This is a genomic window from Parabacteroides goldsteinii DSM 19448 = WAL 12034 (assembly GCF_000969835.1).
Lineage (GTDB): Bacteria > Bacteroidota > Bacteroidia > Bacteroidales > Tannerellaceae > Parabacteroides > Parabacteroides goldsteinii.
In genome coordinates, this window is sequence record NZ_KQ033912.1 from 2,810,849 (window position 1) to 2,835,875 (window position 25,027).

General features: G+C 39.2%; 14 protein-coding genes and 1 pseudogene. 6 read left to right on the plus strand and 9 right to left on the minus strand.

Features of this window, described 5'->3' with window-relative positions; genetic code table 11:
• Positions 1–12: 12 nt before the first annotated feature.
• The 9 genes and pseudogenes from HMPREF1535_RS26220 to HMPREF1535_RS10185 all read right to left on the minus strand — a co-directional run bounded on the left by HMPREF1535_RS26220 (position 13) and on the right by HMPREF1535_RS10185 (position 14,649).
• Entirely contained in the window at positions 13–2,481 is a 2,469-nt protein-coding gene (locus HMPREF1535_RS26220; RefSeq protein ID WP_244275592.1) for a glycoside hydrolase family 88 protein, read from the minus strand.
• Between the two features lie 42 nt (positions 2,482–2,523).
• Positions 2,524–3,612 (minus strand): glycoside hydrolase family 88/105 protein, encoded by a 1,089-nt coding sequence (locus tag HMPREF1535_RS26225; protein WP_187386431.1) that lies wholly within the window; start codon positions 3,610–3,612, stop codon positions 2,524–2,526.
• Between the two features lie 324 nt (positions 3,613–3,936).
• Positions 3,937–5,016, minus strand: a pseudogene (locus tag HMPREF1535_RS26230) (BNR-4 repeat-containing protein); the annotation flags it as partial.
• A gap of 15 nt (positions 5,017–5,031) precedes the next feature.
• On the minus strand, positions 5,032–6,939 hold the full coding sequence (locus HMPREF1535_RS10160) for a RagB/SusD family nutrient uptake outer membrane protein (RefSeq protein WP_046146046.1): 1,908 nt from the start codon (positions 6,937–6,939) through the stop codon (positions 5,032–5,034).
• A gap of 18 nt (positions 6,940–6,957) precedes the next feature.
• Complete coding sequence (locus HMPREF1535_RS10165; protein ID WP_046146047.1) at positions 6,958–10,428, minus strand: TonB-dependent receptor; 3,471 nt, start codon at positions 10,426–10,428, stop codon at positions 6,958–6,960.
• Positions 10,429–10,569: 141 nt separating this feature from the next.
• On the minus strand, positions 10,570–11,511 hold the full coding sequence (locus HMPREF1535_RS10170; protein ID WP_046146048.1) for a FecR family protein: 942 nt from the start codon (positions 11,509–11,511) through the stop codon (positions 10,570–10,572).
• A 118-nt stretch (positions 11,512–11,629) separates the two neighbouring features.
• Positions 11,630–12,199, minus strand: a complete 570-nt coding sequence (locus tag HMPREF1535_RS10175) for an RNA polymerase sigma-70 factor (protein WP_046146049.1) — start codon at positions 12,197–12,199, stop codon at positions 11,630–11,632.
• A 210-nt stretch (positions 12,200–12,409) separates the two neighbouring features.
• Entirely contained in the window at positions 12,410–13,597 is a 1,188-nt protein-coding gene (locus tag HMPREF1535_RS10180; RefSeq protein ID WP_046146050.1) for a DUF418 domain-containing protein, read from the minus strand.
• A gap of 8 nt (positions 13,598–13,605) precedes the next feature.
• Entirely contained in the window at positions 13,606–14,649 is a 1,044-nt protein-coding gene (locus HMPREF1535_RS10185) for an acyltransferase family protein (protein WP_046146051.1), read from the minus strand.
• A 1,440-nt stretch (positions 14,650–16,089) separates the two neighbouring features.
• On the opposite strand from HMPREF1535_RS10185, the gene HMPREF1535_RS10190 reads away from it, so the two are divergent.
• The 6 genes from HMPREF1535_RS10190 (at position 16,090) to HMPREF1535_RS10210 (ending at position 25,013) form a co-directional block, all read left to right on the plus strand.
• Positions 16,090–19,410, plus strand: a complete 3,321-nt coding sequence (locus HMPREF1535_RS10190) for a SusC/RagA family TonB-linked outer membrane protein (RefSeq protein WP_046146501.1) — start codon at positions 16,090–16,092, stop codon at positions 19,408–19,410.
• A 21-nt stretch (positions 19,411–19,431) separates the two neighbouring features.
• The gene (locus HMPREF1535_RS10195; protein WP_046146052.1) at positions 19,432–21,186 is read left to right on the plus strand and encodes a RagB/SusD family nutrient uptake outer membrane protein; all 1,755 of its coding nucleotides are present in this window, start codon (positions 19,432–19,434) and stop codon (positions 21,184–21,186) included.
• A gap of 76 nt (positions 21,187–21,262) precedes the next feature.
• Positions 21,263–21,454, plus strand: a complete 192-nt coding sequence (locus tag HMPREF1535_RS10200) for a hypothetical protein (RefSeq protein WP_046146053.1) — start codon at positions 21,263–21,265, stop codon at positions 21,452–21,454.
• Between the two features lie 37 nt (positions 21,455–21,491).
• Positions 21,492–21,698, plus strand: coding sequence for a DUF5011/hyalin repeat domain-containing protein (locus HMPREF1535_RS26095; protein WP_148499109.1), 207 nt, complete (start codon positions 21,492–21,494; stop codon positions 21,696–21,698).
• Between the two features lie 97 nt (positions 21,699–21,795).
• Positions 21,796–23,556 carry a DUF6057 family protein gene (locus tag HMPREF1535_RS10205; RefSeq protein ID WP_046146054.1) on the plus strand — a complete coding sequence of 587 codons (1,761 nt, stop codon included), beginning with the start codon at positions 21,796–21,798 and terminating at the stop codon, positions 23,554–23,556.
• Positions 23,553–25,013, plus strand: a complete 1,461-nt coding sequence (locus HMPREF1535_RS10210; RefSeq protein ID WP_046146055.1) for a TolB family protein — start codon at positions 23,553–23,555, stop codon at positions 25,011–25,013. Before HMPREF1535_RS10205 ends, HMPREF1535_RS10210 begins: the two co-directional genes overlap by 4 nt.
• Positions 25,014–25,027: the final 14 nt, after the last annotated feature.

Here is a 25,027-nt window from a genome sequence, read left to right on the forward strand (position 1 = left end):
AAGTGAAATTCTTTATTTAGGTAAATGTATTACTTCACTTCCTGCCAATAAGAAAGCTCCTGTGCCATAGACTTCCCAGCTATCCGCTGAAAAGTTTTTCCTGGGGTCTGCACCGATAGGTTGTACCCAGCCAACCCGTCCTTCTTCATTTACACATTTATTCAGTCCAATCCATGCTTTTTTAGCGGCATTTATGTACAACTCTTCTTTTAACAGACCATTATTAACACCCCACGCCAAAGCATAGCACAAAAATCCGGAACCGCTGACCTCTCCTCCCGGATAAGATTCCGGATCAAGAAGGCTTGCCCTCCATAAACCGTCAGCCTGTTGTAAGGAGACAATACGAATTGCCATTTCCTTAAATAATTGTTCATAAAAACTTCTCTGCGGGTAATTGGCCGGTAATTCCTGTAAAATCCGGACCAGACCTCCCATAACCCAGCCATTACCGCGTCCCCAAAATATTAATTTGCCATTGGCTTCAACTCTGTCTTCTTTATTTCCTTTTACGACATATCCCAGATCACGAGCAAAGAGATGTTCTTTCTTATTGTACAGTAGGTCATAACATTCTTTGAAGCATTTATCATTATATTCCAGATATGAGTTATTATTCGTGACAATTCCCAATTTAATTAAAGTAGGAGGTGCCATAAATAATGCATCGCACCACCACCATTTTATGATATCTTTTTTCCCGGAAGTAGGATAAGGTTCTTTTAAGAAACGATCCAGTGCCTCAATAGTCGCATTTAACATTTCAGGACGTTTTTCCTTGCGATATAAATCAATGTACATTTGGCTGATTGCGATATCATCGGCATGGAACCAACGTTTACCTGGTTTCCAGTGAGTAGAATCATTTCCCACTGCCATCATTGCATTATATATTTTTTTAGAGCCTGTTGTTTCCCATGCTGCATATACCCCTGCATAAAAAGCACCGTTTGTCCAGTCCGTTTGTCCGTGCCGGGGGTGTGCCAATTGCCAGTCTGTTGTTTTGACCATCATCTTCTTGATATAATTATTTTCAAAAAGATACGCATAGTTTTGAAAATCCTGTGGCGAGAGATTAGAGGTATAATCGACATGTTCAGGTCTTTCCCATTCCTCTTTCATATTGTAAGGTAAACGAAAAACATTTCCTTTTGAATCGGCGAAATAAAAATTCGATATACTCAGACAATCAGGATTCCCATCTGCCCAATATGTATAGAACGGGTCTGTTGCATTTTCCGGACGACGCATATAAGAATGATTACGCGGGCTGTTTTTCGTATATATATGTTCCTTTTTCCAGGTTTTCCCTGCATTTGTACTTATCCAGGATTCTACTTCTCCCCCTGTACCCCAGTGTTGAGGGCCTGCTGCGGTCGGAGCAATGACTCTCCAAAGATTTCCTTCTACGTAAAGACTTCCGGAATCATAATTATGGGTTGATGTTGTGATTGGATATTGTACCCATTCTTTCCCGGTCCAGTGAGCGACAAACCATTCACGGGGACCATGCTTAGGACCGGGCAAATGACCATAACTGGTCAGGTATAATACAATTGCATTTCCTTTCTTATCAAAATTGACATCTTTAATATAAAGATTTTGCCCCTTTGATTCGGCATCTATAACCCGGCAAGGACTATCTTTATCTACTATCGGCAATTTAATTGGTGTACCATCTGCTAAAGTCCAGGTCTTTCCGAAATCTGTAGTTTCTAAATAATACATATTTGTACGGGTATCGCAATCTCCGTTTTTATGACGATTAAAGGTCGTTACTAACTTGTTCCCATATTGACCTGTAATCTGATAATGGCCGGACTTGCTTTCACCTTCCGGAATAATGGATGCGATCTGATGGTAGTCACTCCAGTTTAATCCATCCGGTGAAGTCCTGTAGAACAATCTTCGTACGCCGTCATAACGGGTACAAAACATGAAATGTCCTTTATTTTCAACCAGTCGGGGTTGGGGATAAGCCATTATGTCTTCAAAGCCGGTCGATTCGAATTTAGAAACGTCGTAAGGCTTCAGACTTTTATATATAAATCCGGGACGATGGTTTCCCCTGCCGGCGATATAGACCCACAAATACCCTTCCTTATCAATCAAAAGGGCAGGATTGTCGTGTGGGTCATCTACTCCCTGCTTATCATATACGACCGTTGGCTTACACACTTTCCCGGTTGTATGATCATAACAACCTATCATGCAAAGCAAATATCTTTCTTTTTTATCGATCGTTCCTCCGAAAACAAAAAATGTTTTGTTTGTCTCAGGAGAATATATTGCCATAGGATTATGTTTGACTGTGTAGGTCCCCAAACCACCGGAGTATTTAGAACCATATTCGGACTTTTGCCCTAAATCGAACCATATGGGTCGATATCCGTCTATTTTATAGTTATTATATTCACCTTTCTTCTGTGCAGAAAGAGAATAAAAAACGAATAAAAAGAGAAACAATAATATCTTTTTCATCTTAATAATGTATTAATATGTTTAATTAAATACTGAAAACAGTTATTTTTCCAGAAGAGCAGCGGCACACCATAAATAAGGAGCCTGGCCATGATAATCACCAATTGCACGGGGACGATCATAATAATACTGTTTATCATTTTTCTTATTAGTTCCCACACAAACTTCCGTAACATCTCCTTCGCCATTAATGTAAGGAACTAGCGCTAACCATGCTTTGCGGGCGATCGGTGTATATTCGGTTCGATCCAACCATCCTTTTTTAATGCCTGTAATAATTGCATAAATGAACATCGCTGATCCGGAAGTCTCAGCCCAGCAATCGGCCTGGTCGATCAACTGATTCCACATTCCGTCTCTTCTTTGATATTTTTTCAAAGTACTCATCATATTTACGTATCCGTCAAATATCCGTTTTCTATCCGGATTATTTTCCGGTAAAACTTTTAGTAGCTCGGTCATGCCGGCTGCTACCCATCCATTTCCGCGTGACCAAAAATACGGGATATCAGGAGCATGATAGAACAGACCATTAGTACGCTGTAATTCATTCAGATAATAGACCATCTCTTTTGCAGCACGATTTATATATTTTTCGTCACCGGTTACGCGATATGCCTGATTTTGCAAAATAGTGATCATAAACATATCGTCGATCCAAAGACGAGTTTGCCAGGAATATCCTTTTTGTGTCCAGGCTTTTTCTTCGTCTTTCGCTTCCGGAGGCAGCTCCCATTGTGTATCAGCATAAGATAGTCCGAGATCGTAATAATCCTTATTATCAGTAACTCGGTAGAATTCCAGAGGTAAACACCCAAACATGTTCAAATCTACATGGTTTTTAGGGGGTAGGTAGAATTTCTCTGTTGAAAGTAAACGGTCGAAACGTTTTTTCAACATATTGAGCAATTCATTGTCTGCGGCCACTTGTGCATAACGTAATGCCCCTAACCAGGTACATACTTCAGCATAATGAATCCATTTTTTGCCATGAAGAAAATGTGGGCTGGAAATAAAATGTTTGCTCAACTTGTTACCTACTTCCTGAGGAGAAAACCCTTCTGGAAAAGAGGTTAAGTCTATATTTACTTCTATAGGGTTGATAGCATTTGTATTAAAATCGCGTGGCATCTTAAAAACACGCCCATTCTTATCACAGAAGTGAAGATCTGATTGGGAAGGCTGCCTTCCATGCCCGTCTGCCCAGATAGCATAGAAATCCGGATGGCAGTTTTTAGGACTTCTTACGTAAGTATGGTTTTTCGTGCTTCCAACTGTCAATTGCCGTTTCAATTTCCAACTGATCCCGTTATCATCACTTTCCCAAACAGCTATTTCTCCTCCTGGATTATATACCTGAGGTCCTTTTTCTGTCGGTGCAATTATCCGGATCAAGTCATTATCTGAATAGACAGATCCCATATCGTAATTACTATCAGATGTTGTAAGTTCCGTGTTATTCCATTTATTTCCGTCATAATGGAAAAACTCCCAGCTTCGAGGATCATTTTCCGGACCGGGTTGGTATCCCTTACTGGAAATAGTGAGAACCATCGGGCGATTTCGTTTATCAAATGCTATATCAAGGATATAACAGTTTTTCTTCAGAATTGTATAGTCTTTTATCAAAGCTGGATTTTGAATCTGATCAAATGGTAACTGAATTTTTTCCCCATTTGCCAAATGCCAACTCTTACCAAAATCATCAGTCTCTATATAGTATAGATTTGTTCTATAATTCAATCCTTTTCCTGCGGGATGAAAATCGAATGCTACTCCTATTTTTCCGTCTTTTTCTGCTGATATTTGATAGTGCCCTTTATCTATATGGGCAATAACTTTCCATTCATTCCATTTTATACCATCCCGACTTGTATTATATCCGATCACACGATCACCAAACCCGCCTTTATATTTTGTGAACAATCCTAAAAAGCCTTTCCCTTTTATATACCATATCTGCATATATGAAAAGTTATTAAATGGAACATCTTTGCCATTCACCTTTTCCGTAGCCTGGATTAAATCGAAGGTTTCTATGTCATAAGGTTTTCTGCTTTTATGGATATACGATGGTCTGGTAACACCGTGAGAGGTTGAAAATATCCAGATATATCCCTGTTCATCCATTGAAATGACCGGATTATCGTGAGCATCCGTTGTCTCTTTGTTTAATATTGTTGTCGGATTTGCCAGCATTTTTGTTTTGTGATCAAAATACGACACATTATGTAACAAAGAAATATTATCCCTATCAGTTCCTCCGAAGCAGAAAAAAGTTTTTTCTGCTTCTGGAGAATATATCGCAAAAGGTCTGTGATTAGCAGGATATACAGCCATTCCTCCACTGTATTTATATATATACTCGTTATTGGAAAGCTGATTCCTATACCATATCCCTTTATATCCGTTCGCTTTTGTGTAAATAAAGGTTGCTTCGGTAGCTTTCGCATCCAAATTCACAAACTGTTGCCCTAAACTATTAAAACAAAAGCTTAGTAGATTTACGATTAGTAATATGTATTTGATCTTCATCTCTATACCGGATTATTAATAACCTTCTGTTTGAGGGGATACAGGATCGACGGTTAACAAAGCGACATTTTTCTCTGCTCCGGGATATCCAATATTCTGATTGATCATTCCGTTTACATTCGACACGATCGCTTCTTCAGGAATTGGCCATAAAATATGATGAACACTTATTTGATATGTGTACCATGAAGTGGTTACACGTTCTCTGTAAAAATTATTTTTAGCCATTACCCAGTCCCACCAGAAATTAACTCCTGATTCCTTTATATTAGCACCTATTCCTCCGGGGCCAGAAAGATTTTCCAATGAATATGTACGGTTAAAAACTTCGCATGTTTTACCAAATTTTGCATAAGTATATGCTATGCGCACTAACTCGACATGGCGTAATTCTTCATAATACAACTCTCTGGCACGTTCGTCCAATATTTCTCCTATATTAATATCGGCAGCCGTCAATGGATCGGCACCAGCACGAGCACGTACTATGTTTAACATATCTGCTGCCTGAGCCTTTTGGTCTTTCCAGTAATAGCATTCTCCCAGCATTAAATATACTTCTGCTGATCGATAGATATACCAGGGAGTCTCACCTCCATACCACTGTGTAACCGTTTCCTTTTCCGGAACAAACAATTTATAGTGAGGCCATTGAAACCAACACATGATGGAATCGTTTACACTGATATTCGCATTTTTCTGTAAATTTTTCCTGTACCAGGAGTTTCCTGATTTTTTTAAATCCGGATTGTTGTATTTCAAATCTTCTGTTCGCCTCCAGCTATCGCGATTATAAACTCCTCTTAAATCATTTTTTTCTTTTTCACCCCAAATTTCATATTGAAAATAATTGGTCGGTCTCGCTTTTCCTGTACCACGTCCGTACACACGATTAATATCCAGATCCGGATCTTCCCGTACATCATCTGCTATAGTCGACACATTCCAGGCTGTACCTGTTTTTCCATCTGGAGTTACAGTTCCCTGACCTCCCGTATTCCAGGAAGGAACTCCGCATCTCATCGTATAAATACGGACAGAACCATCTATATCCGGATAAGAAGACGTATAAAAGATCCCTTCCGTATTACTCATGTCTAATTTGGCTTCTATGCTATGCAAATCATGCATTAAGTTAGTTCGTGCCTTATTCTTGTTCGATGTAAAACGTTCTGTCATTAGCGGATGATTGGCAGTAATCTCATTACCGATTTCAATGGCCCGGTCAAATTTCCCTAGACTCATACATATTTTCATCAGTAGAACGCCGCAGGCATCTTTATTTACTTTTCCCCGTTCTGCTCCGGTCCGTACCCATTTATAAGCGAACTCCATATCCGAATATAAGCGTTCTAAAATACTCCATCTGTCACTCGAATAAAAATCCGTTTTAGGTTCTGTAAGTTCTTCTTCTAAGAAAGGAACATCCCCAAATTGGTGTACAGCTCTGTAGTAACGATAAGCCCGGTGAAAAAAAGCAGAACCTAACACATGATTACGGTCTTCCGGTTTTTGCCATTCAATATCATCTATGCGCGAAATTACAGTATTACAGTATTTAACGACATTGTAAGTGTAAGTCCAAAACCATCCGACCTGCGTATAGTCTATTCCTGTCAATTTTGCACTGGGAAGAAGAGCCTGGTCCATGTCTTGTTGTGGTCCGGTCTTATTCGTTGTTCCGTCTACACAGATATCTGATTGTATCATTTCAGTTACAATAGGTGCTCCGTCACCATAAAATTCACTGACAATATTCCGCATACATGCTCCTAAAGCAGATTCAAAACCAGCAGCATCAATATATGAATTTTCCGGTGTATAAATTGATAACGGTTTTGTTTCCAACCAACCGTCATTGCATCCCAAAAAGGAAATCATGGCACAAACCAAGAGTCTTGTTTTATATCTATTGATTTTCATGATGTGTTATATTTGAAGTTATAAAGTAAAGTTTATACCTAAATTGAACGATCTCGGAGACAAACTGCCATTTTCCGGATCCCAGAATGTCCAATGAGGAGACCAAACTGCAACGTTACGGGCAGTGACGGTAAATCTCATGTTTTGAATGGCAAACTTCTGTAAGAAAGTCTTAGGAACATTATACGAAACAGAAATATTGTCCAAACGCAAAAAAGATTTTTTCACCCAGTTTGTTCCTGCATTATAAGAACTGATTCTTGCGTAATCATTAGTCGGGTTGTCTTTTGTCCAACGTGGCATATCATAAGATGAGAATTTGTAAGGTGCACCACTGTTATAATTTGCGGCTTCATCGAAAGCGCCATAATGACCAAAATAAGAGTACATCGTAAAAGATACTGTAAAATTTTTACGTATTGTAAAATCATTTCTCATTGACCAACGATAGCGAGGTGTCTTATATCCCTGGAAAACCTTATCTTCCGTGTTCATAACGCCATCTCCATTTTGATCTTTGTATTTAAAGTCACCCGGTTTACAGCCATAAACAGCAGCAGCTTCTTCTTCTCCTAATTGCCATACTCCTATACGGTCATACGCCCATATACGGTCGGGATCCTGACCGATAAACCATCCGTTTGTCGGGTCATCCGATTCTTTTTGGCCAATTATATTGCCATTTTCGTCCGATACATTCTCTTTATCTCCATAAAGTGCAACAATCTTTCTTCTGTTCATAGAAAATGTAGAAGATGCAGACCATTCAAAATTAGCCTCTCTGAAAATATTTGCATTCAAGGTCAGTTCTAATCCTTTATTTCTCAATTTTCCCAGATTTGCAGTAACATTTGAGAAACCTGTAATGCTAGGCAAAGAACGTTCTACAAGCAAATCTTTTGTTGTACCGGAGTAAACTTCCAATGAACCACCGATAATATCATTGAATAAAGAAAAATCCAACCCTAAATTGTAGGATTCAGTCCGTTCCCAGCGCAAATTGTTATTAGCCATTGTATTCACGTAAATATACGTGGAAGTATAAACGGTCCCGTCCGGTCCGATATAAGTCAGAGGGTTTGTCTTCATATTTGATAATGCGGCATATTGTCCAATATCACGATTGCCATTTTGCCCCCAGGAAAAACGCAGTTTACCATAATTTAGCCAATGATTTGTATTTTCCATAAATTTCTCTGATGTAAAGACATAGCCTAATGCAACAGAGGGGAAAGTAGCTCGCTTATTATTGATGCCGAATGCAGAATAACCGTCTCGACGGACTGAAGCCGTCAGCATATATTTATTTTGAAAAGAATAAAAAACACGTGCCATTAGGGCATCTCCGGTCCAATAGGTATCGGAGCTTTGGTTTGTAGGGTTTAATCCTGATGATAAATTATGATATCCTAAAACATCGCTTGGGTTAAAACCATATGTTGCAGCAATCGTTGACCAGGTTTCCTTTTTCTCTGCATTAGCCAACAATGTTAATTCTAAATTGTGTGTCTTATTGAATTCTTTTTTCCATCGCAAAATATTATCAACGGTCCAATGGGACTTAATATCATGCTGACGTTCGGAGGTTCCCCCTTTAGTTTCCACCTCGCTGTCCGCGTACTGATGGTAGAATTTATGATACCATTGTAAATAAGGTGTATAATTCAACTGATATTCGATGCCAAAAGGTAATTGAACCTTTGCATATAAGTTGGCATTCAATGAATAATACTTTTGACTTTGGTCTCTGTATTCACGTGCATACAAAGGATTCGTAGTTGAATTATCTCCTGCTACATAATAGCGATACAAACTTTCGGGATCATCTAAATTGTTGGATGCGTAGGGTGAATTTTTTGCCATTGCTTTCCAGTCTGCAGGCTGTGAACTTTCATCCCGGATAGCAAAATTCGCATTCATCCCTATTGTTAAAAAGTTTGTTATTTTAGAATCAAGATTCAAGCGGGTGCGAAGATTCTTATAATTGTCTCCTACGATGATACCATCCCGGTCCACATAGCCCAGTGACCAGTGATAATTTACTTTATCCGTCCGGTTGGAAACACTGACTGTATAATCTTGTTGCAAACCTTTGTGAAGAACAAGATCTGCCCAGTTTGTCTCTATTCCTGCTAAATAATTATCTATTTCAGGAGTGTAAAGTTGCAACCTGGAAAGCCATGCGCGTGTCAGATCCTCATCTGAGACAGAAGACACCGGTGTTTTTTGATTATAATTATACCAATCCAAAGGATTGACACCTGTACCATTCAACTCGAAAGGATTAGTATAAATCTCTGGAAATTTCGTCAGGTAATCACTTGAACTATTTCCCATTTGATAATCCTGTCTGTACTTTAAATATTTTTTGCCATCCAATATTGGCATTTGATTTGCAGATTGGACAAACCCTACATTAGCATTGAATGTAACAGTAGCGGAGCCATCAGATTTTCCTTTGCCTTTTTTAGTTGTGATAACAATAACGCCATTAGCTGCCTGTGAACCATACACGGCAGCAGAACTTGCATCTTTCAAAACATCAATGCTCACAACATCATTTGTATTTATGTCGGACAAAGAACCATAATAAATAACTCCGTCCACAACAATCGTTGGACTTGATCCGGCAGTTAATGTATTTACACCACGGATTTGAGGTGTTAAGTCGCCTTTTGCCGAAGTAGACATTCCGACATTCAAACCTGCAGCTGTTCCACGCATAAGGTCGGTAATATCACGAGGTGCTTCCACTTCCATTTTTTCTGCTTTTACGCTTGCTATGGCACCTGTTAAGTCACGGCGTTTTGCCGTCCCATAACCAATTACGACCACTTCTTCCAAGGCTTGTGTGTCTTCTGTTAAAACAACACGTATAGGACGTTGGCCCTTTATTTCTACCTCCTGCGATAAATAGCCGATATACGATACTATCAAAACTGCTTTATCAGGTACTTGTATGGAAAAATTCCCATTGATATCGGTAATGGTCCCTACGGATGTACTTCCTTTGACAACAACATTTGCTCCTACAATTGTTTCGCCGTGATTATCTGTAACCTTACCTGAAATAAGATCCTTTTGCTGTGCGTTCGATAATATAGTCTTGTTTGGCGCATCATTTTTTTGGGTAAGTAATATGTACGAACCATCAAACGAATATTTTACATTTGTTCCGTCAAACAAGTTTTTGAGAGCTTCTTCCAAAGAAGATTTGTTAAGATCTATTGATACTTTCCGATTAACGTTCACGTACTTATTATATATGAATAAGTAGTCAGTTTGTTTCTCGATTTCATTTAAGACATTTTCAAGTCTGGCATCATTCTCTTGAATCGTCACACTGATATTCTGTGAGTTAGAATTTTCTGCATGAAGACAAAAGATGAACATGAATAATAATAGAGTGGTTATTTTCATGATTCTAAAAAATTGTTTACGTCGGAATCTTTTAATCAAAAGAATATCCGGCAAAGATTCTTTATTCATATCTTTGTATATCAAAATTATTAATACAGTTTAAATAATTGTGTTAGTAGAATGCCGATGAGTGTGGGGACACTGGTCGGCATTTTTATGAAAAGGTTAACTAAGCTATCATATCATAGGCAATCTATTTAAAGTTAGACATCATTTAATATAAATGACGGACTCGTCTTTGTTCCGTTCAAAAGAATATTTCGCATCTTTCTGCAAAATACGTAACGCGTTATCTATCCCATCTGAAATACGAAATTTACCACTACATACATATTTAATAAGGTTCTTGTTCTCTACAACGATCCGTATTCCATAACATTTCTCAAAACGTAACATCAGTTGTTCAAAATTCATATTACGAAAGCAGATCAGTCCTTCTTTCCAACGAAAGATATCAAAGTCCGATATTGGGGAAGCAGACAATTTGCCATTCTTTAAAGAAGCCATATAATTAGGAGACAGCAGGACTGTTCCCGACGGATTTTTATTATTTATAACCTTCACCGATCCTTCCATCAACGCAGCATTGAAGTCTTCCGAATCGCTATATGCCTCAACATTGAATTTCGTGCCCAACACTTCCACATTACATTTTGAAGTCTGTACAACAAACGGTTTTTCCGTATTATGGCTAACCTCAAAATAGGCTTCCCCATCCAGAGTTATTTCTCGCTTATCACCTGTAAAAGCAGCAGGATAACTCATTTTGGAACGAGCATTTAACCAAACGCTTGTGCCATCCGGCAAAGCCAGGTTTACACGTTGACCAGCTGGTACGGTGATTGTACTTATACTTTGGTTAATCTTCCTGATTTCCGATTGATAGAAATAGACTCCGCAAGTAATGACAATGGCAAAGATAGCAACAACCTTCATGGCTTCCTGCATAATAGCCAGATAGAATGGGCGGGATTTTTTCTTTGAGGTGGCTGTCCGCGTTTTGCCTGACAGGATCATCGCATCGAAAAATTCGCGTTCCCTGAAAAGCCTTTTCTCGTTTTGTGGAGTGGCTTCCAACCAGGCACGGACTGCTTTTTTCTCTTCTTGAGAAGCTTTGCCGTCAAAGAATTTGTATAATGTATCTTTTTCCATTTTTTTCGTTTCTATCTATAAAGCAAATAAGCCAGGAATATCCCTAACGAAAAATGTGACTTTTTTGAAAAAAAATTTCAGGGTTAAAAAATGGACTCGTAAAAGGGCTGGTAAATAATCAATAAAATAATTTAGGAATGAATGCCAATAATGGGAAATAGTCCTTTAAGGCGACGCGCAGGACTTTAAGGGCCTTGGTTATATGAAATTCTACAGTTTTTGTCGAAACACCCAGGGCTTCTGCAATATCCTTATGGCTTTGGTTGTTGTAACGGCTACGGATAAAGATATCGCGTGTCTGTTCCGGTAATGTTTCTAATGCTTTGTCTACAAGAGTTTGCAATTCGTCGGAAAACAGTTTTTCCGGATCACAGGCTTCCAGAGTAGCAATACGTAGGTTTAATTCCCAGGTATCGCAATCCTTTAGATATTCGACTATTTCTTCCTGCATACGTAAGCGCTGTAAATAATTCAGACATTTATGTTTGATAGTGGTCAGGATGTAAGCTTGTATATTTGAATCGGGTGCAAGATTTCTTCTATTTTCCCAATAATACATCAAGCTTTCGATCGCAATATCTTCTGCTATCATACTATCACTGACGTATGTATTGGCAAAATGGACAAAACGACTTTTGTAATCAGCATACAACTGATTAAAAGAATATATCTCAGATTCGCTTTTCATATATGGTTATATCGACGATAAAGATATACATAAATCCGACTTTCCTATCTTTACTTGCCAGATTTATTCAATAGAAATGCTTCTTCTTTTGTTACCTTTAATCCTATCCCAATGGGAGACCGGCTATCTGCTCCGACCTCCCTTTATATTATTTTGGTTCTTTGAAAGTATTTATTTTTTAATCTTATTTAAAACTGATCTCGGTTTCGTTTATTTTGAATTGATCCAGGTCAGTTTGTGCCATAGGCTTTCCAGCGGGCCTTGTTTATGTCCTTTCAGCCACCATTTACAGAAACTTACCTGCAACAGGAACAGGATGAAACCGATCAGCAGACTGACGGTATATCCGCAATAAGGAGCCAGGTATAAACCGAACGGGAAATAGATGATTGCTCCCATTATGGATTGGGAGATATAGTTTGTCAAACTCATCTTTCCGTAGAAACGTAATGAGGTAGTCAGTTTCTTGAATGAATCTTTCTGATATAATAAAACGAAAGAGGCAACCAGTACAACTGTGAAGGCAAACTTTTGCCACATATCCAGAATTACACCTACCGTATTTTTGATCATATTCGCATCACTGTTATCGTATAACATGACCTTCAACTGGTAGAGCGGGCCAAATACAATCGCAGAAATGATCAGGGCTTTTACCCAGAAGCGGGTATTCGTGTCGGAAGTAACAAATAATTGTTTTCTGCCGATAAGCAATCCGAGCATGAACAGGCCGGCTGTTTGCAGGAAGCGACCGGCACCGATTGCCCAGAACAGGCTGGCCTTTTGTCCGAGTGTCACGTTGCCGAGAATGAATTTCCAGAAATCACCATCTTTGGTATAAGCGGCAACTTTGCCGTACATCTCTCCGACGCCCAGATTCGGCAGCGTATATTCAGGATTGAACAGGCTGGCGATATAATGGAACCATTCGACAGGCTGCAATAAAAGAATGATTGCCGTGATAAGGACCGCTTTATCACTCCATTTACGTACCAGAAAAAGGAATATTCCCACTACGCAGAACAACAGTAACACATCACCTGCCGGGAAGAAGGCGGCATTCAATGTGGCAAAACCTACCAGCAGAAACAATCGCCAGAGGAAACGGTAACCGAAGTCTTTCCCTTTTTTCTGTTGGTTGGTATATTGGATATAAAATGTAAAGCCGAATAATAAAGCAAAAATAGCGTATGCTTTCCCGGCAAACAGCGAGAAGGTGACGCTGAAGACGCCTTCATTCAGAATGTTCAGCCATTCTGGTTGGCTGGCCGCATCCGGATATACCGGAAAGATAAAATGTTCCAGGTTATGAACCAGAATAATTGCCAGAACGGCAAAGCCTCGTAAAGCATCTACCACCTCGATACGGGGAATTTTGGAAGTTGGAGTTTGTTGCATGTCGATTATTATTTTTTGTTTAATAAATTCTTTACCAATTTGTTTGCCGGCTTTTCAAAATAGTAATATGACAGCAGGCTTAGTCCGGTCACGATAATTAATATGACGGGTATCCCCAGTTGATACGGGATATGGAGATCGTAGCTACGGATTATCCAGTTATATCCTTCTATTATGAAGAGATGTATCAGGTAAAAACTGAAACTGATTTCACCGCCAATGACAAGATATTTATTGGATAAAAGACGTGATATATATCCTTTCTGGTGTGCAAAAACGTACAGCAACAGGCTGATAGGCAACCAGTAGTAACAGGAATAACGAAATACTTTGGGAATATATTCTCCCGCAGGCAGATAAAAAAGAAGGAAAAGCAGGACAACGGCTGTTTCGTAGACCGAAGCCTGTTTATAAGTCCATTCTTTCTGTTTGAATTTATCATACAGGTGGAACAATAGCATTCCGATCAGAAAATCCGGTAAACGGGTAAGCGGATTTACATACCATATCGCTTTTATATCTTGATCCATTGTGAAGTACATAGCTATTGGGATTGCGATAACCAGAACCCCGGCAAGGTAAAGAATCCGGTTCTTTTTGCCCAGGCATCCGATAATAAAAGGAAACAGGAAATAAAATAATTGTTCGCATCCCAAACTCCATGACGGGCTGTTGAATGAAAAGAAATAATCGGCAGCTGGTATAAACGGTTGGAGAAGAAATAGATTGGCAACAAAATGTTTGATCCAGTCAATAAGATCACCCGATATATATCCACCCACACAAACCGATATGCCAAGTGTCAGTAAATGGAGCGGATAGATGCGTGCGATACGAGCCACCCAAAATTCCCGCAAAGTAGACTTTTGTTCAAGAAGCCTGTCGCGATAGGTATAAGCGATAATGAATCCGCTAAGAATAAAAAAGAAGTTTACACTCACAAATCCTTCTTTATAGAACAAATGGTCGAAATAGGGATCGATAGTGTAAATATGTGCTCCGAAAACCATTAATGCAAATAAAAAACGGAGTGATGTCAATGGGCTTATCATGGTAAAAGTCTGTTATTTGCCGCAAAGGTAACGAATTAAAGTAAAATCATTTCTTCACATAGATCAAAATCGGAGGGAAGTAAGCATGGAATTCGTAGACAGAAGATGCTGGGCGACTTTCATATGAGCTAATGGAGAAGGCCCGTAAACTTCCGTTTATTGATTTATAGGGTAAATGTTGTTTGTCAAAATGTCAAATTAACCCTGTTGCCAGTGAACTGTATGTGTCCTTACTCAAGCATGTCCTTTTTTATTGCTCTTATGAGCAATGTTTGTGTGTCTTTATGTCGGTTTTTGTTTATTGCGACTGTCTTTTAGTCTGCATTGTGCTGATATTGTTGAATATTGATATTGAATATGAATTATCTGTATGAATGTGTTATTTGGCTCTGATACGATATTTGTCTCCGTCTGGAAAAATAATCTGCTGTAAAACATGTGTTTTGAGGGTAAAAAGACTCTGAAAAGAGGTCTCTTCGACCGAATTTAACAAAAAATTTCTCTTAAATAAATCTCCAATTCATTTAAAATGAAAAAAATCTCGTTTTAAACGAACTTGCAATTTATTTAAAACGGTGATTTGAATTTGGCTTTGATGAATTAAGTGTTAAATATTGTATAGCAAGTCCCTCTGCTTTGGTTGTCTTGCGTAATGTGGCTGATATGAAAATGTTTATAAATGGATCAATATGATAGATTATTGATGCTAAATGCATCAAATTGAAAAAGATGGTATGGGGATTCATTTATTATATACTTGTCGTAATACATCCCGAATGATGACTGACATCTACTAGTCAATCTATATTATCTTTTGAAACTACCATAGGGTAATCTGGGGGTAGGATTGATTATTGCGAGTGTTGTTGTTATTAATATTTTCTCAAAAACCGTATCGCATTAAAGTGAAATAGATAATATGTAACCGTTAATTATGTTTGAAATTTATATATTGAAAATTTTTAGAGAGAAGAATGACCTTATCTGGCGTAACCTGTTGACCTATGCAAAGAAACCTTGAAGATCTCCATTTGTATGAATTAGTGTGATAGTCGTAAGGTTATTTAAGTTCTGAAGGAACTCTGTCAGCCCATTCTAATTTTTTCAAAAAAAAACTGTAATTAAGTTCTTTAAGTATAAAATTATCATATACTGTATGAATTTTCAAAATCATTACTGGTGTTTGCGTCACAATCACCATAAAAGTTTGTTAAAATTCAAACAGTATCCTATTTTTTTTTATTTATATAACATGAATCAAGTATTTGTACAGAATTATTACAAAGGAAAAACAGAGTTCCTTCAGAACTTATGTAAATAATGACAAGCAAATGACTATGAAAAGTGCGCCCAGTTCTATTGCCTGAGAGTGAATGTATCTACTTACCTATAAGACTGTCGCCCTTTTTATAAAAGATGTATTCTTTAAATTATAACTTTATGCTGAAAAAAACTAAGTTAGTAAGTCTAATTTTGCTATCAGGGGCCTTAGCAGTTCCTGTTGGTGCTTTTGCAGAAATTGCACCTGTAAAGCAAAGCGTTAGCGTTTCCCAGCAAAGCGGGAAAGTTAGTGGTGTGGTGGAAGATGCCTTAGGTCCGATTGCGGGTGCTTCTGTTATTGTGAAAGGAACTACGAATGGAAATGTTACCGATATGGACGGTAACTTTACATTGGAAGGAGTGAAAAAAGGAGACATTATCCAGATCTCTTTTATTGGTTATGTTACGCAGGAAATCAAGTACACTGGACAGATTGCTTTGAAAGTATCTTTGGCCGAAGACTCACAAGCCTTGGATGAAGTAGTAGTAGTAGGTTATGGTACGCAGAAAAAGGCAAACCTGACAGGTGCCGTTGCGCAGGTTGCAGGCGATGTTTTGGAAAACCGTCCTATTGCCAATGTGGGTCAGGGATTGCAGGGAGTTGTTCCTAACTTGAATATTACAATGAATAAGGGCGGTGCCCCTGGTAAAGGCTCTGATTTTAACGTACGTGGTACAACTTCAATTAATGGAGGTAGTCCGTTGGTTTTGGTTGACAACGTTCAAATGGATGCGAATCTGGTAAATCCGGAAGATATCGCTTCTATTTCTGTATTGAAGGATGCTGCTTCTTCTGCTATTTATGGTGCCAGGGCAGCCTATGGTGTTATTCTGATTACGACTAAGCAGGGTAAGAAAGAACGTGCACCTCAGGTTTCTTTGAGTGCAAACGGATATTGGCAGTCTCCGGCCAAACGCATCCATGGTCTGAACTCCATGGAGTATATAAATATGTATACAGATGCCAATAACAATGGTGATGGTGCTTCGCCTCTAAACCCCAAGGTTGTCGAATATGCAAAGGCTTACTACAATGGAACATACGCTTACCCTGAATTCTATGATGAAGGATCAAGTCAGAATAACTGGTTATATTGCGGTAATACAGATTGGTTCGATGAACTGTATAAAACAGCCAGTTTTTCGCAGATGTATAATGTAAATGTAAATGGTGGTAGTGAAAAAACTACGTATTATGGATCTGTAGGATTTAATGATGTTGGAGGTTTGTTGAAAGAGTCTGACGATAGTTATAAAAAGTTTAATGCTAATTTGAATGTTTCAACAGATGTTACAAAATGGTTGAATGTATCTTTCAAAATGATGGATACTTATACAAAGGAAGCTCATCCTTCCGGAGGTACAACTTCGATGAACACTACTGCTTATTCCGGCATTGAAGCTTATAGCGGTATGATGAAGAACGATTTGAGTCCGTTGATGCCTGTTTATCATGGACATACCGGTCGTTTGTATAATGTTCCAGGGGCAGCGGCTATTAGTGATCCTAATTATACTGGAGGTATAACTACTTCCGGAGGCAAGGAATATAGAGATGACGGACAACGCTATTTTGCAGGCCAAGGTGGTAATACAAATCCTATTGCATTGCAGAAACAAGGTGGTTTGAATCAATATAAAACGAATGACTTATGGCTGACGGGGGCAATCAGACTGACTCCGCTGGAAGGTTTGGTTATTAATGCAGACTATACTTTCAATGTTTATAACCAGAACTCTAAACAGCATGTTCAGCGTTTTACTGAATACAAGGCAGTTGCTGGAACTGAAGGTGTTTATCCCTGGACAAACCCGAGTAGTGCAACAATGACTAATCAGGAAGATTATTATACAGCATTCAATGCTTTTGCTGAATATACAAAATCGTTTAATGAGAGCACTCACAACTTTAAAGTGATGGCCGGCTATAACCAGGAATATAAGCATACTAAGAGCTTCTGGGCTGGTCGTAAAGGTTTGATTGACGACAGCAATCCTGCATTGAATCTGGCCTCTGGTGAAAAGAACTTAGGATATGAAGAAAGCCAGTGGGCTATTAATGGTTTCTTCTTCCGTTTGAATTACAACTATAAACAACGTTATCTCTTTGAATTCAATGGCCGTTATGACGGTTCTTCAAAATTCCCCAAAGATGATCGTTATGCATTCTTCCCATCCGTATCAGCCGCTTGGCGTATTTCTGAAGAATCATTCTGGGAACCGATGAAAGGTTGGTGGAATGATATGAAACTTCGTGGTTCATACGGTTCATTAGGAAATCAGGTTACAGGTGATTTGGGAAACTTTCCTTATCTGGCTTCTTATGGGACTAATACTTCTTATGGTATTATTTTCGATGGTGCAAGACCTATTGCTGTTACTCCTTCCGGGTTAGTTAGTTCTTCTTTTACCTGGGAAACTGTTAATCAGATGGACTTTGGTGCAGATGCTTCTTTCTTGGATAATAAATTAGCTGCTTCTTTTGACTGGTACCGTCGTAATACAAAAGATATGTTGACGGCAGGACAGGCTTTACCTGCAGTGCTAGGAACAAAAGTGCCAGTTGAAAATGCTGCTGATTTGAAAACTGTTGGTTGGGAATTATCGCTTAGTTGGAATGATCGTCTGGAAAATGGGTTGAATTATTGGGTGAAAGGTGTATTGGCTGATTATCAATCAACAATAACACGGTTTGAAAATCCGACAGGTTCCATGTATACAACAGATAAAAATGGTAATACTGTAAATCAAAACTACGTAGGTTACAAAATAAATACGCTCTATGGCTATAGTTCGGATGGTCTGTTCCAATCTGATGCAGAAGCTGCTGCTGCCGACCAGTCTGAATTTTATGGTGGTCAGTGGAAAGCAGGTGATGTAAGATATGTAGACTTAAATGGTGACGGTAAGATCACTCGTGGAAAGAATACATTGGACGATATGGGTGACCAGAAGATCATTGGTAACACGACTCCGCGTTATAGCTATGGTTTGACAGGTGGTTTCGAATACAAAGGATTTGATTTTGAAATGTTTTGGCAAGGTATTGGTAAACGTGATTATTTTTGTGACGATTATGCATTTTGGGGATTCAAAAGCCAATGGGATGTGCCTTTGAAACAAGCGTTAGATTATTGGACTCCAGAGAATACAGGTGCTTATTTCCCACGCCCTCTTTGGACTCATGGCGGTAACCGTCAAAAATCAGATCGTTATTTGCAAAATGCTGCTTATATCCGTTTGAAGAACCTTACTTTAGGTTATACATTCCCGAAACAGATAATGAATAAAGTAGGTATCAGTCGTCTGAGAGTATATGTTCAGGGTGAAAACCTACTCACGTTCACTCCGTTGATTGACTCTTACGATCCGGAAACACTGAGTAATATGACTTATCCGATTTCAAGGAAATACTCTGTCGGACTAAACTTGACGTTCTAATTAAATTAAAAGTAAAATCGTATGAAAGTAAAATATATTTTATTTGGTGTTACTTTGGCAGGATTGATTACATCTTGCGATGTAACAGATAAATCACCAATTGATTCGTTCACTGATAAGTCATACTGGACTAAAGTGTCGGATCTTGAATATTATACAACAGGATTGTATGATAAGCTGGATCAACCAAGTGTTGAAAAGGATAATGTTAGTGATAATTGTGTTGTTACTAATCCGGATAGTTATCTTTTTAATGAAAAAGTAATTCCTGCAACAACAAAAGATACGAAATGGGATTGGACTCAGATTCGTGCTTGCAATTTCTTTATGCAACGTTATAGCTCGGTAGAAGGTTCTGAAAGTGAAATTAATCCTTATGTGGCAGAAGTACGCTTCTTCCGTGCATTGGATTATTTTGATAAGATCAAGGCTTATGGTGATGTGCCTTGGTATGAAAAAGATTTGCAGACTTCGGATACTGAAGAATTGTACAAAAAGAGAGATTCGCGTGATTATGTATTAGGTAAAATGATTGAAGACTTGGAGTTTGCTATTCAATGGCTACCTGATTATGGACAGGCAGTGAGCGGCCGTTTAACTAAAGATGCAGCTCGTACACAATTAGCACGTGTTTGTTTGTATTATGGTACTTATAAGAAATATCATAATGAATCAGGTTCTCCTTCATCAGAAGAATTATTGCAAAAAGCTGTTGATATTACTAATACTATAATGGCTACAGGTAACTATGCCATTGTGAAAGGCTCGGATGCTGGTTGCGGACAGATGCCTTTTGAAGGATATCCATTGTCTTATTCTAATCAGTTTATACAGGAAGATTTGACATCAAATAAAGAATGTATTTTGGCTCGTATTTATTTGGATGGTGTATTGATGCATCAAACAGCCCGTCAGGCTGGTTCTTTGGGGACTGGTTTGTCGAAAGATTTTGTTGAGTCATTTCTCTGTAAAGATGGCAAACCGATCTCTATAAGTGATCAGTATAAAGGTGATGCTACTTTGGATGATGAGTTTACAGATCGTGATCCGCGTATGTATCAGATTATTGATAATACCCACAAACCTTATCAGGTTGTAAATGGAGAACGTCAGGTAAATTTATATCCTAATTGTGATGGAAGTAGTGCTGTTACAGGTTATCCATGTGTAAAATATCGTTCTCCGTTATTGCTACAGGCTGAAGCAAACCATACAACTTATGACTGGTTTGTTTACCGATATGCAGAAGTGCTGCTGATTAATGCAGAAGCAAATGCAGAATTAGGAAAATGTACGCAGGATGTTTTGGATAAAACAATAAATCAATTACGTGATCGTGTGGAAATGGCCCATCTAACAGTTAATCCTGTTGCTGATCCGAAAGCTATTGATTATGGTTATTCTGTTTCTCCGTTGATTTATGAAATACGTCGTGAGCGTCGTATTGAATTGATCTCAGAAGGTTTCCGTTTGGATGACCTGAAGCGTTGGAATGCTATGAAAGTTTTCGAAAATCCCAAAACAATGTTTGGTATTCGTATTACAGATGCAGTTCGCGATTTGTATGCAACTAGTAGTATTACTTTTGGTGACGGAGAAAATGCTCGTCCGATTATGGAGTTTGAAGGTAAGACTTATCTGATGCAATATAAAGTGAGAGGTCTGTATCCTGATGGTAGAAAATGGACAGCGAATGACAAGCGTTTCCTTGAACCTATTCCGATGGATGAAGTAACATTAAATCCTGATCTTGGACAAAATCCGGGTTGGAATTAATTAAATACGAGAGAGCACCTTAAATTCATTGAGGTGCTCTTTACAAAGAATATTGGTAACTTTAATATAGTGTATTATGAAAGCATATTATTTTTTACTCCTGTTCTCATTTCTAGGTTTTACCCCCAATATTTATGCTGTAACAACAGGCACAGAGTCTGAAAATGTGACCCAAGTAAGATACTCAGATATATTGGAAAATGGTTTTCCGGAAATGGAAATTCAAACTTATGAACTAGGGTTTGGTTATGGGCCCTTTTTATTGTAATACAAACTATAGATTCATAGTTCAACCCAAAGTTTCAGTGCCGGGATTTGATTCTAAAATGTTTGATTTTGCATGGTTTTTACCAGGAGGAGTTACATCTTCTGTCAAACTCGAAGGATGTGGCATACAAGTAGCTACTTTTATTGCCAATGTTTCAACGCCGGGACGATATACTTTAACTGTTCAACTATGGGATGGAGCAGGACACACTACCGTTGTTGAAAGAGAATTGGTTTTTGAATAAGTACGATATTCTATAAGGAATGCGCCGAGTTATAAAAGGTGACTTTACGTATTCCTTATAATTAATATTCATTCAGACAGACACTTGTCGTATATAAATGAAACATAAATATTTAGTATTCGGGCTTCTCTTGTTTCTTTTGCAAGCGATAGTCTTTTATTTTGTCTTTTGTTTCCTGTTCCCATTTAAGGAACAATTACAAATGTTTCAGTTCACGTGGCAATATGCGGCTGCGACATTGAAGCAGGCGGGGGGGGGTGCACTTTATATTTCAGAATTTCTTTCTCAGTTTTATATCGTTTTATGGGGCGGGCCTGTTATTTCGGCTTTTCTTCTGACCTGGATAGTTCTGTTATCTTCTTCGGTTATAAAGAAGATTAGTTTACGGGGGGATCTTCCCCTTGTTTATTTACTTCCCTGGCTCTCTTTGCTGGTCATGCATCTGAATTATGATTATTATGAGCAAGGAACAATTGCCTATCTGTTTCTATTACTTTTTTTATGGTTGTATGTAAGACTGAAATCACAGATACGGTTTATTTATGGGATTTGTGTGATCCCGATTTTGTATGGAGTGGCCGGACCGGTTGTACATCTGTTTGCCATCTCCGTATTATTGTTTGAATTTCTAACCAATGGTAAGAAGAAATACGCAAGTATAGTTTATTTGCTGATAGCTGTATTGTCGGCTGTTGTCGGTGTATATCTGGGAGTTAGCCGGAATTTGACTTGTGCATTTCTCCCTGATGCTTATTGTAATCCGTTGCAGAAAGCTCCCGGGATCTATTATGCATGGTATGCCCTTCCGGTAGCAATGCTGCTGGCCGCTTATTTGAGGAAATATAAAACACCTGCATCATTAAAAGGAAGATGCTGGCTGGAAGGATGTCAATGGCTGGTTATTTTATTACTTGCGTATGAGGGGATCACGCATTTTGGACAGTTGGCAGCTCTCGATCAATTTAGACAGGATTATTATGTCCGTACCGGGCAGTGGGAAAAAGTGATATCGGAATTTGATCAGACCGTATTGTCTAAACGCCGTATGTGTAACCTGAATCTGGCATTGGCCCATACCGGGCAATTGTCGGAACGGTTGTTCGAATATCCTCAGCGGGGGATAGAGTCATTAATGCTGCGTTGGGATCAGTCGGTTTTTACCGCTGAGCTACATAGTGATTTATATTATTGTATGGGGATTATCAGTACTTCCCAGAAATTTGCTTTTGAGGCCCTGGTCAGTTCCCGTCCGTCAGGTAATCCACGGATGCTGAAAAGACTGATGGAGACAAATATTATTACAGGAGCTTATCCGGTAGCGGAAAAATATATCTGTCTGCTGGAAAGTACCTGGTATTATAAGGAATGGGCATCTTCTTACCGGCGTTTTCTATATGATGACCGGGCGGTTGAACAAGATGCTGTTTTAGGATTGAAGCGTCGTTGCTGGAAGGCGGAAGCGGCTATCCCTGAATTATATACGGATCCGGTCAGTACGCTGATACATCTTGTTCCGGCATGTCCGGATAATAAGGCCGGTCTCCAGTATCTGACATCGTTCCTGTTGCTGAATAAGGACATCGGGACATATAAAACGTTGCAGGAAACCCTTTACGGGACTCCGGCCTGGCCTGAAATGACTGAGAGCCAACAGGAAGCTATTGTGATTTGCAATCCGAATGACCCGCATTTCTGGTTGGAACATGGAGTCAGTGTGATGGTTAGGAACAAGGCGATCACTTTTATGCAGAAGGTACAGGATAGTTCCCGTTTCGGGCAGTCTCCGGCAACTGTGCTGGCTTCTGAATATGGTAAGACATACTGGTTTTATTATATGTTTAATACAATTGATAAATGAAACAATTCCTATTCTACATATTGGTTTTATTAATGCTGGGAGGTTGTTCTTCCCAACAGTCCCCTGTCGCTTCAGGGCAGATAAACGAGCAGCCGGCGATCTATCCGGATTATACCGGAGTAACGATTCCCGAAACGATCGCCCCGCTTAATTTTGCGGTCCGGGGAGTTGGGAAGGCTTGTGCTGTGTTTCATACGGAGGGATATTTGTTTTTTGTTTATGCTTCGGATGGGACATTCTTGATTCCGGACTCAGACTGGAAAAAGTTGTTGGCTTCAGCCGCCGGGAAACGGATAGAGGTTTCTGTTTTGCTGGAAGAAGGAGGAAAGTGGAATGCTTTTCTGCCCTTCCATATCCAGGTTTCGACGGACCCGATCGACCCTTATATCGCTTATCGTTTGATTGATCCGGGATATCAGTTATGGGGGAAGATGGGGATCTATCAGCGGGAACTGGCTTCTTTCAGGCAAGATCCTATTCTTGAAAACCGTCTGACGGACAGTAATTGCATGAACTGCCATTCGTTTTGTATGCAGGACCCGGATAAGATGTTGTTCCATGTGCGTTCTAAATATGGCTGTACGGTGTTGATTGACGGGGAGAAAATAGAAACGTTGGATACAAAGACAGATAAGACTATCTCTTCGCTGGTTTATCCGTCGTGGCATCCGTCAGGGAAATATGTTGCTTTTTCGGTTAACAATACAACCCAAGATACCCATCCGGTCCACCGGACGGAGGTATATGATAAAGCGTCGGACGTTGTTGTTTATGATGTGGAAAAACAGACTGTCCTGACAACCGGGCATTTGTTTTCAAAGAATCGTTTTGAGACATTCCCTACTTTTTCTCCAGATGGGAAGTTCCTTTTTTTCTGTTCGGCTCCGGCCTTGAAAGTACCTGGCGGTCTGAAAGAACTCCGTTATAGTCTTTGCCGTATTCCGTTTGATCCGGAAAGCCGGACATTCGGCTCTGTGGTCGATACGATTTATCGGGCGGATACCGAGCAACACAGTATATTGTTTCCCCGGGTATCGCCGGACGGAAAGTTTTTACTTTGTACGACTACCGATTACGGGACGTTTCCAATTTGGCATAAGGATGCCGATCTGTGTATGTTTGATCTGGCAACCGGTGAACGGATTTCTACGGAAAAAGTAAATAGTCCGGAAACCGACAGCTATCATTCCTGGTCTTCCAACAGCAAATGGGTCGTGTTTAGCAGCCGCCGTCTGGACGGGTTGTATACACGTCCTTTTATTGCTCATGTTGGGGAAGATGGTGTTCTTTCAAAGCCCTTTCTGTTGCCTCAACAATCGACAGATTATTATACATTCCTGACTCAGTCATATAATATCCCGGAATTTATCAAAGGAAGGGTGAAGACAAATATGTATGAACTGGCATCGCAAATAAAAGAAGGAAAGAACAGTAAAGTATCTTTTATGGGAAAATAAAACGAAAACAAATC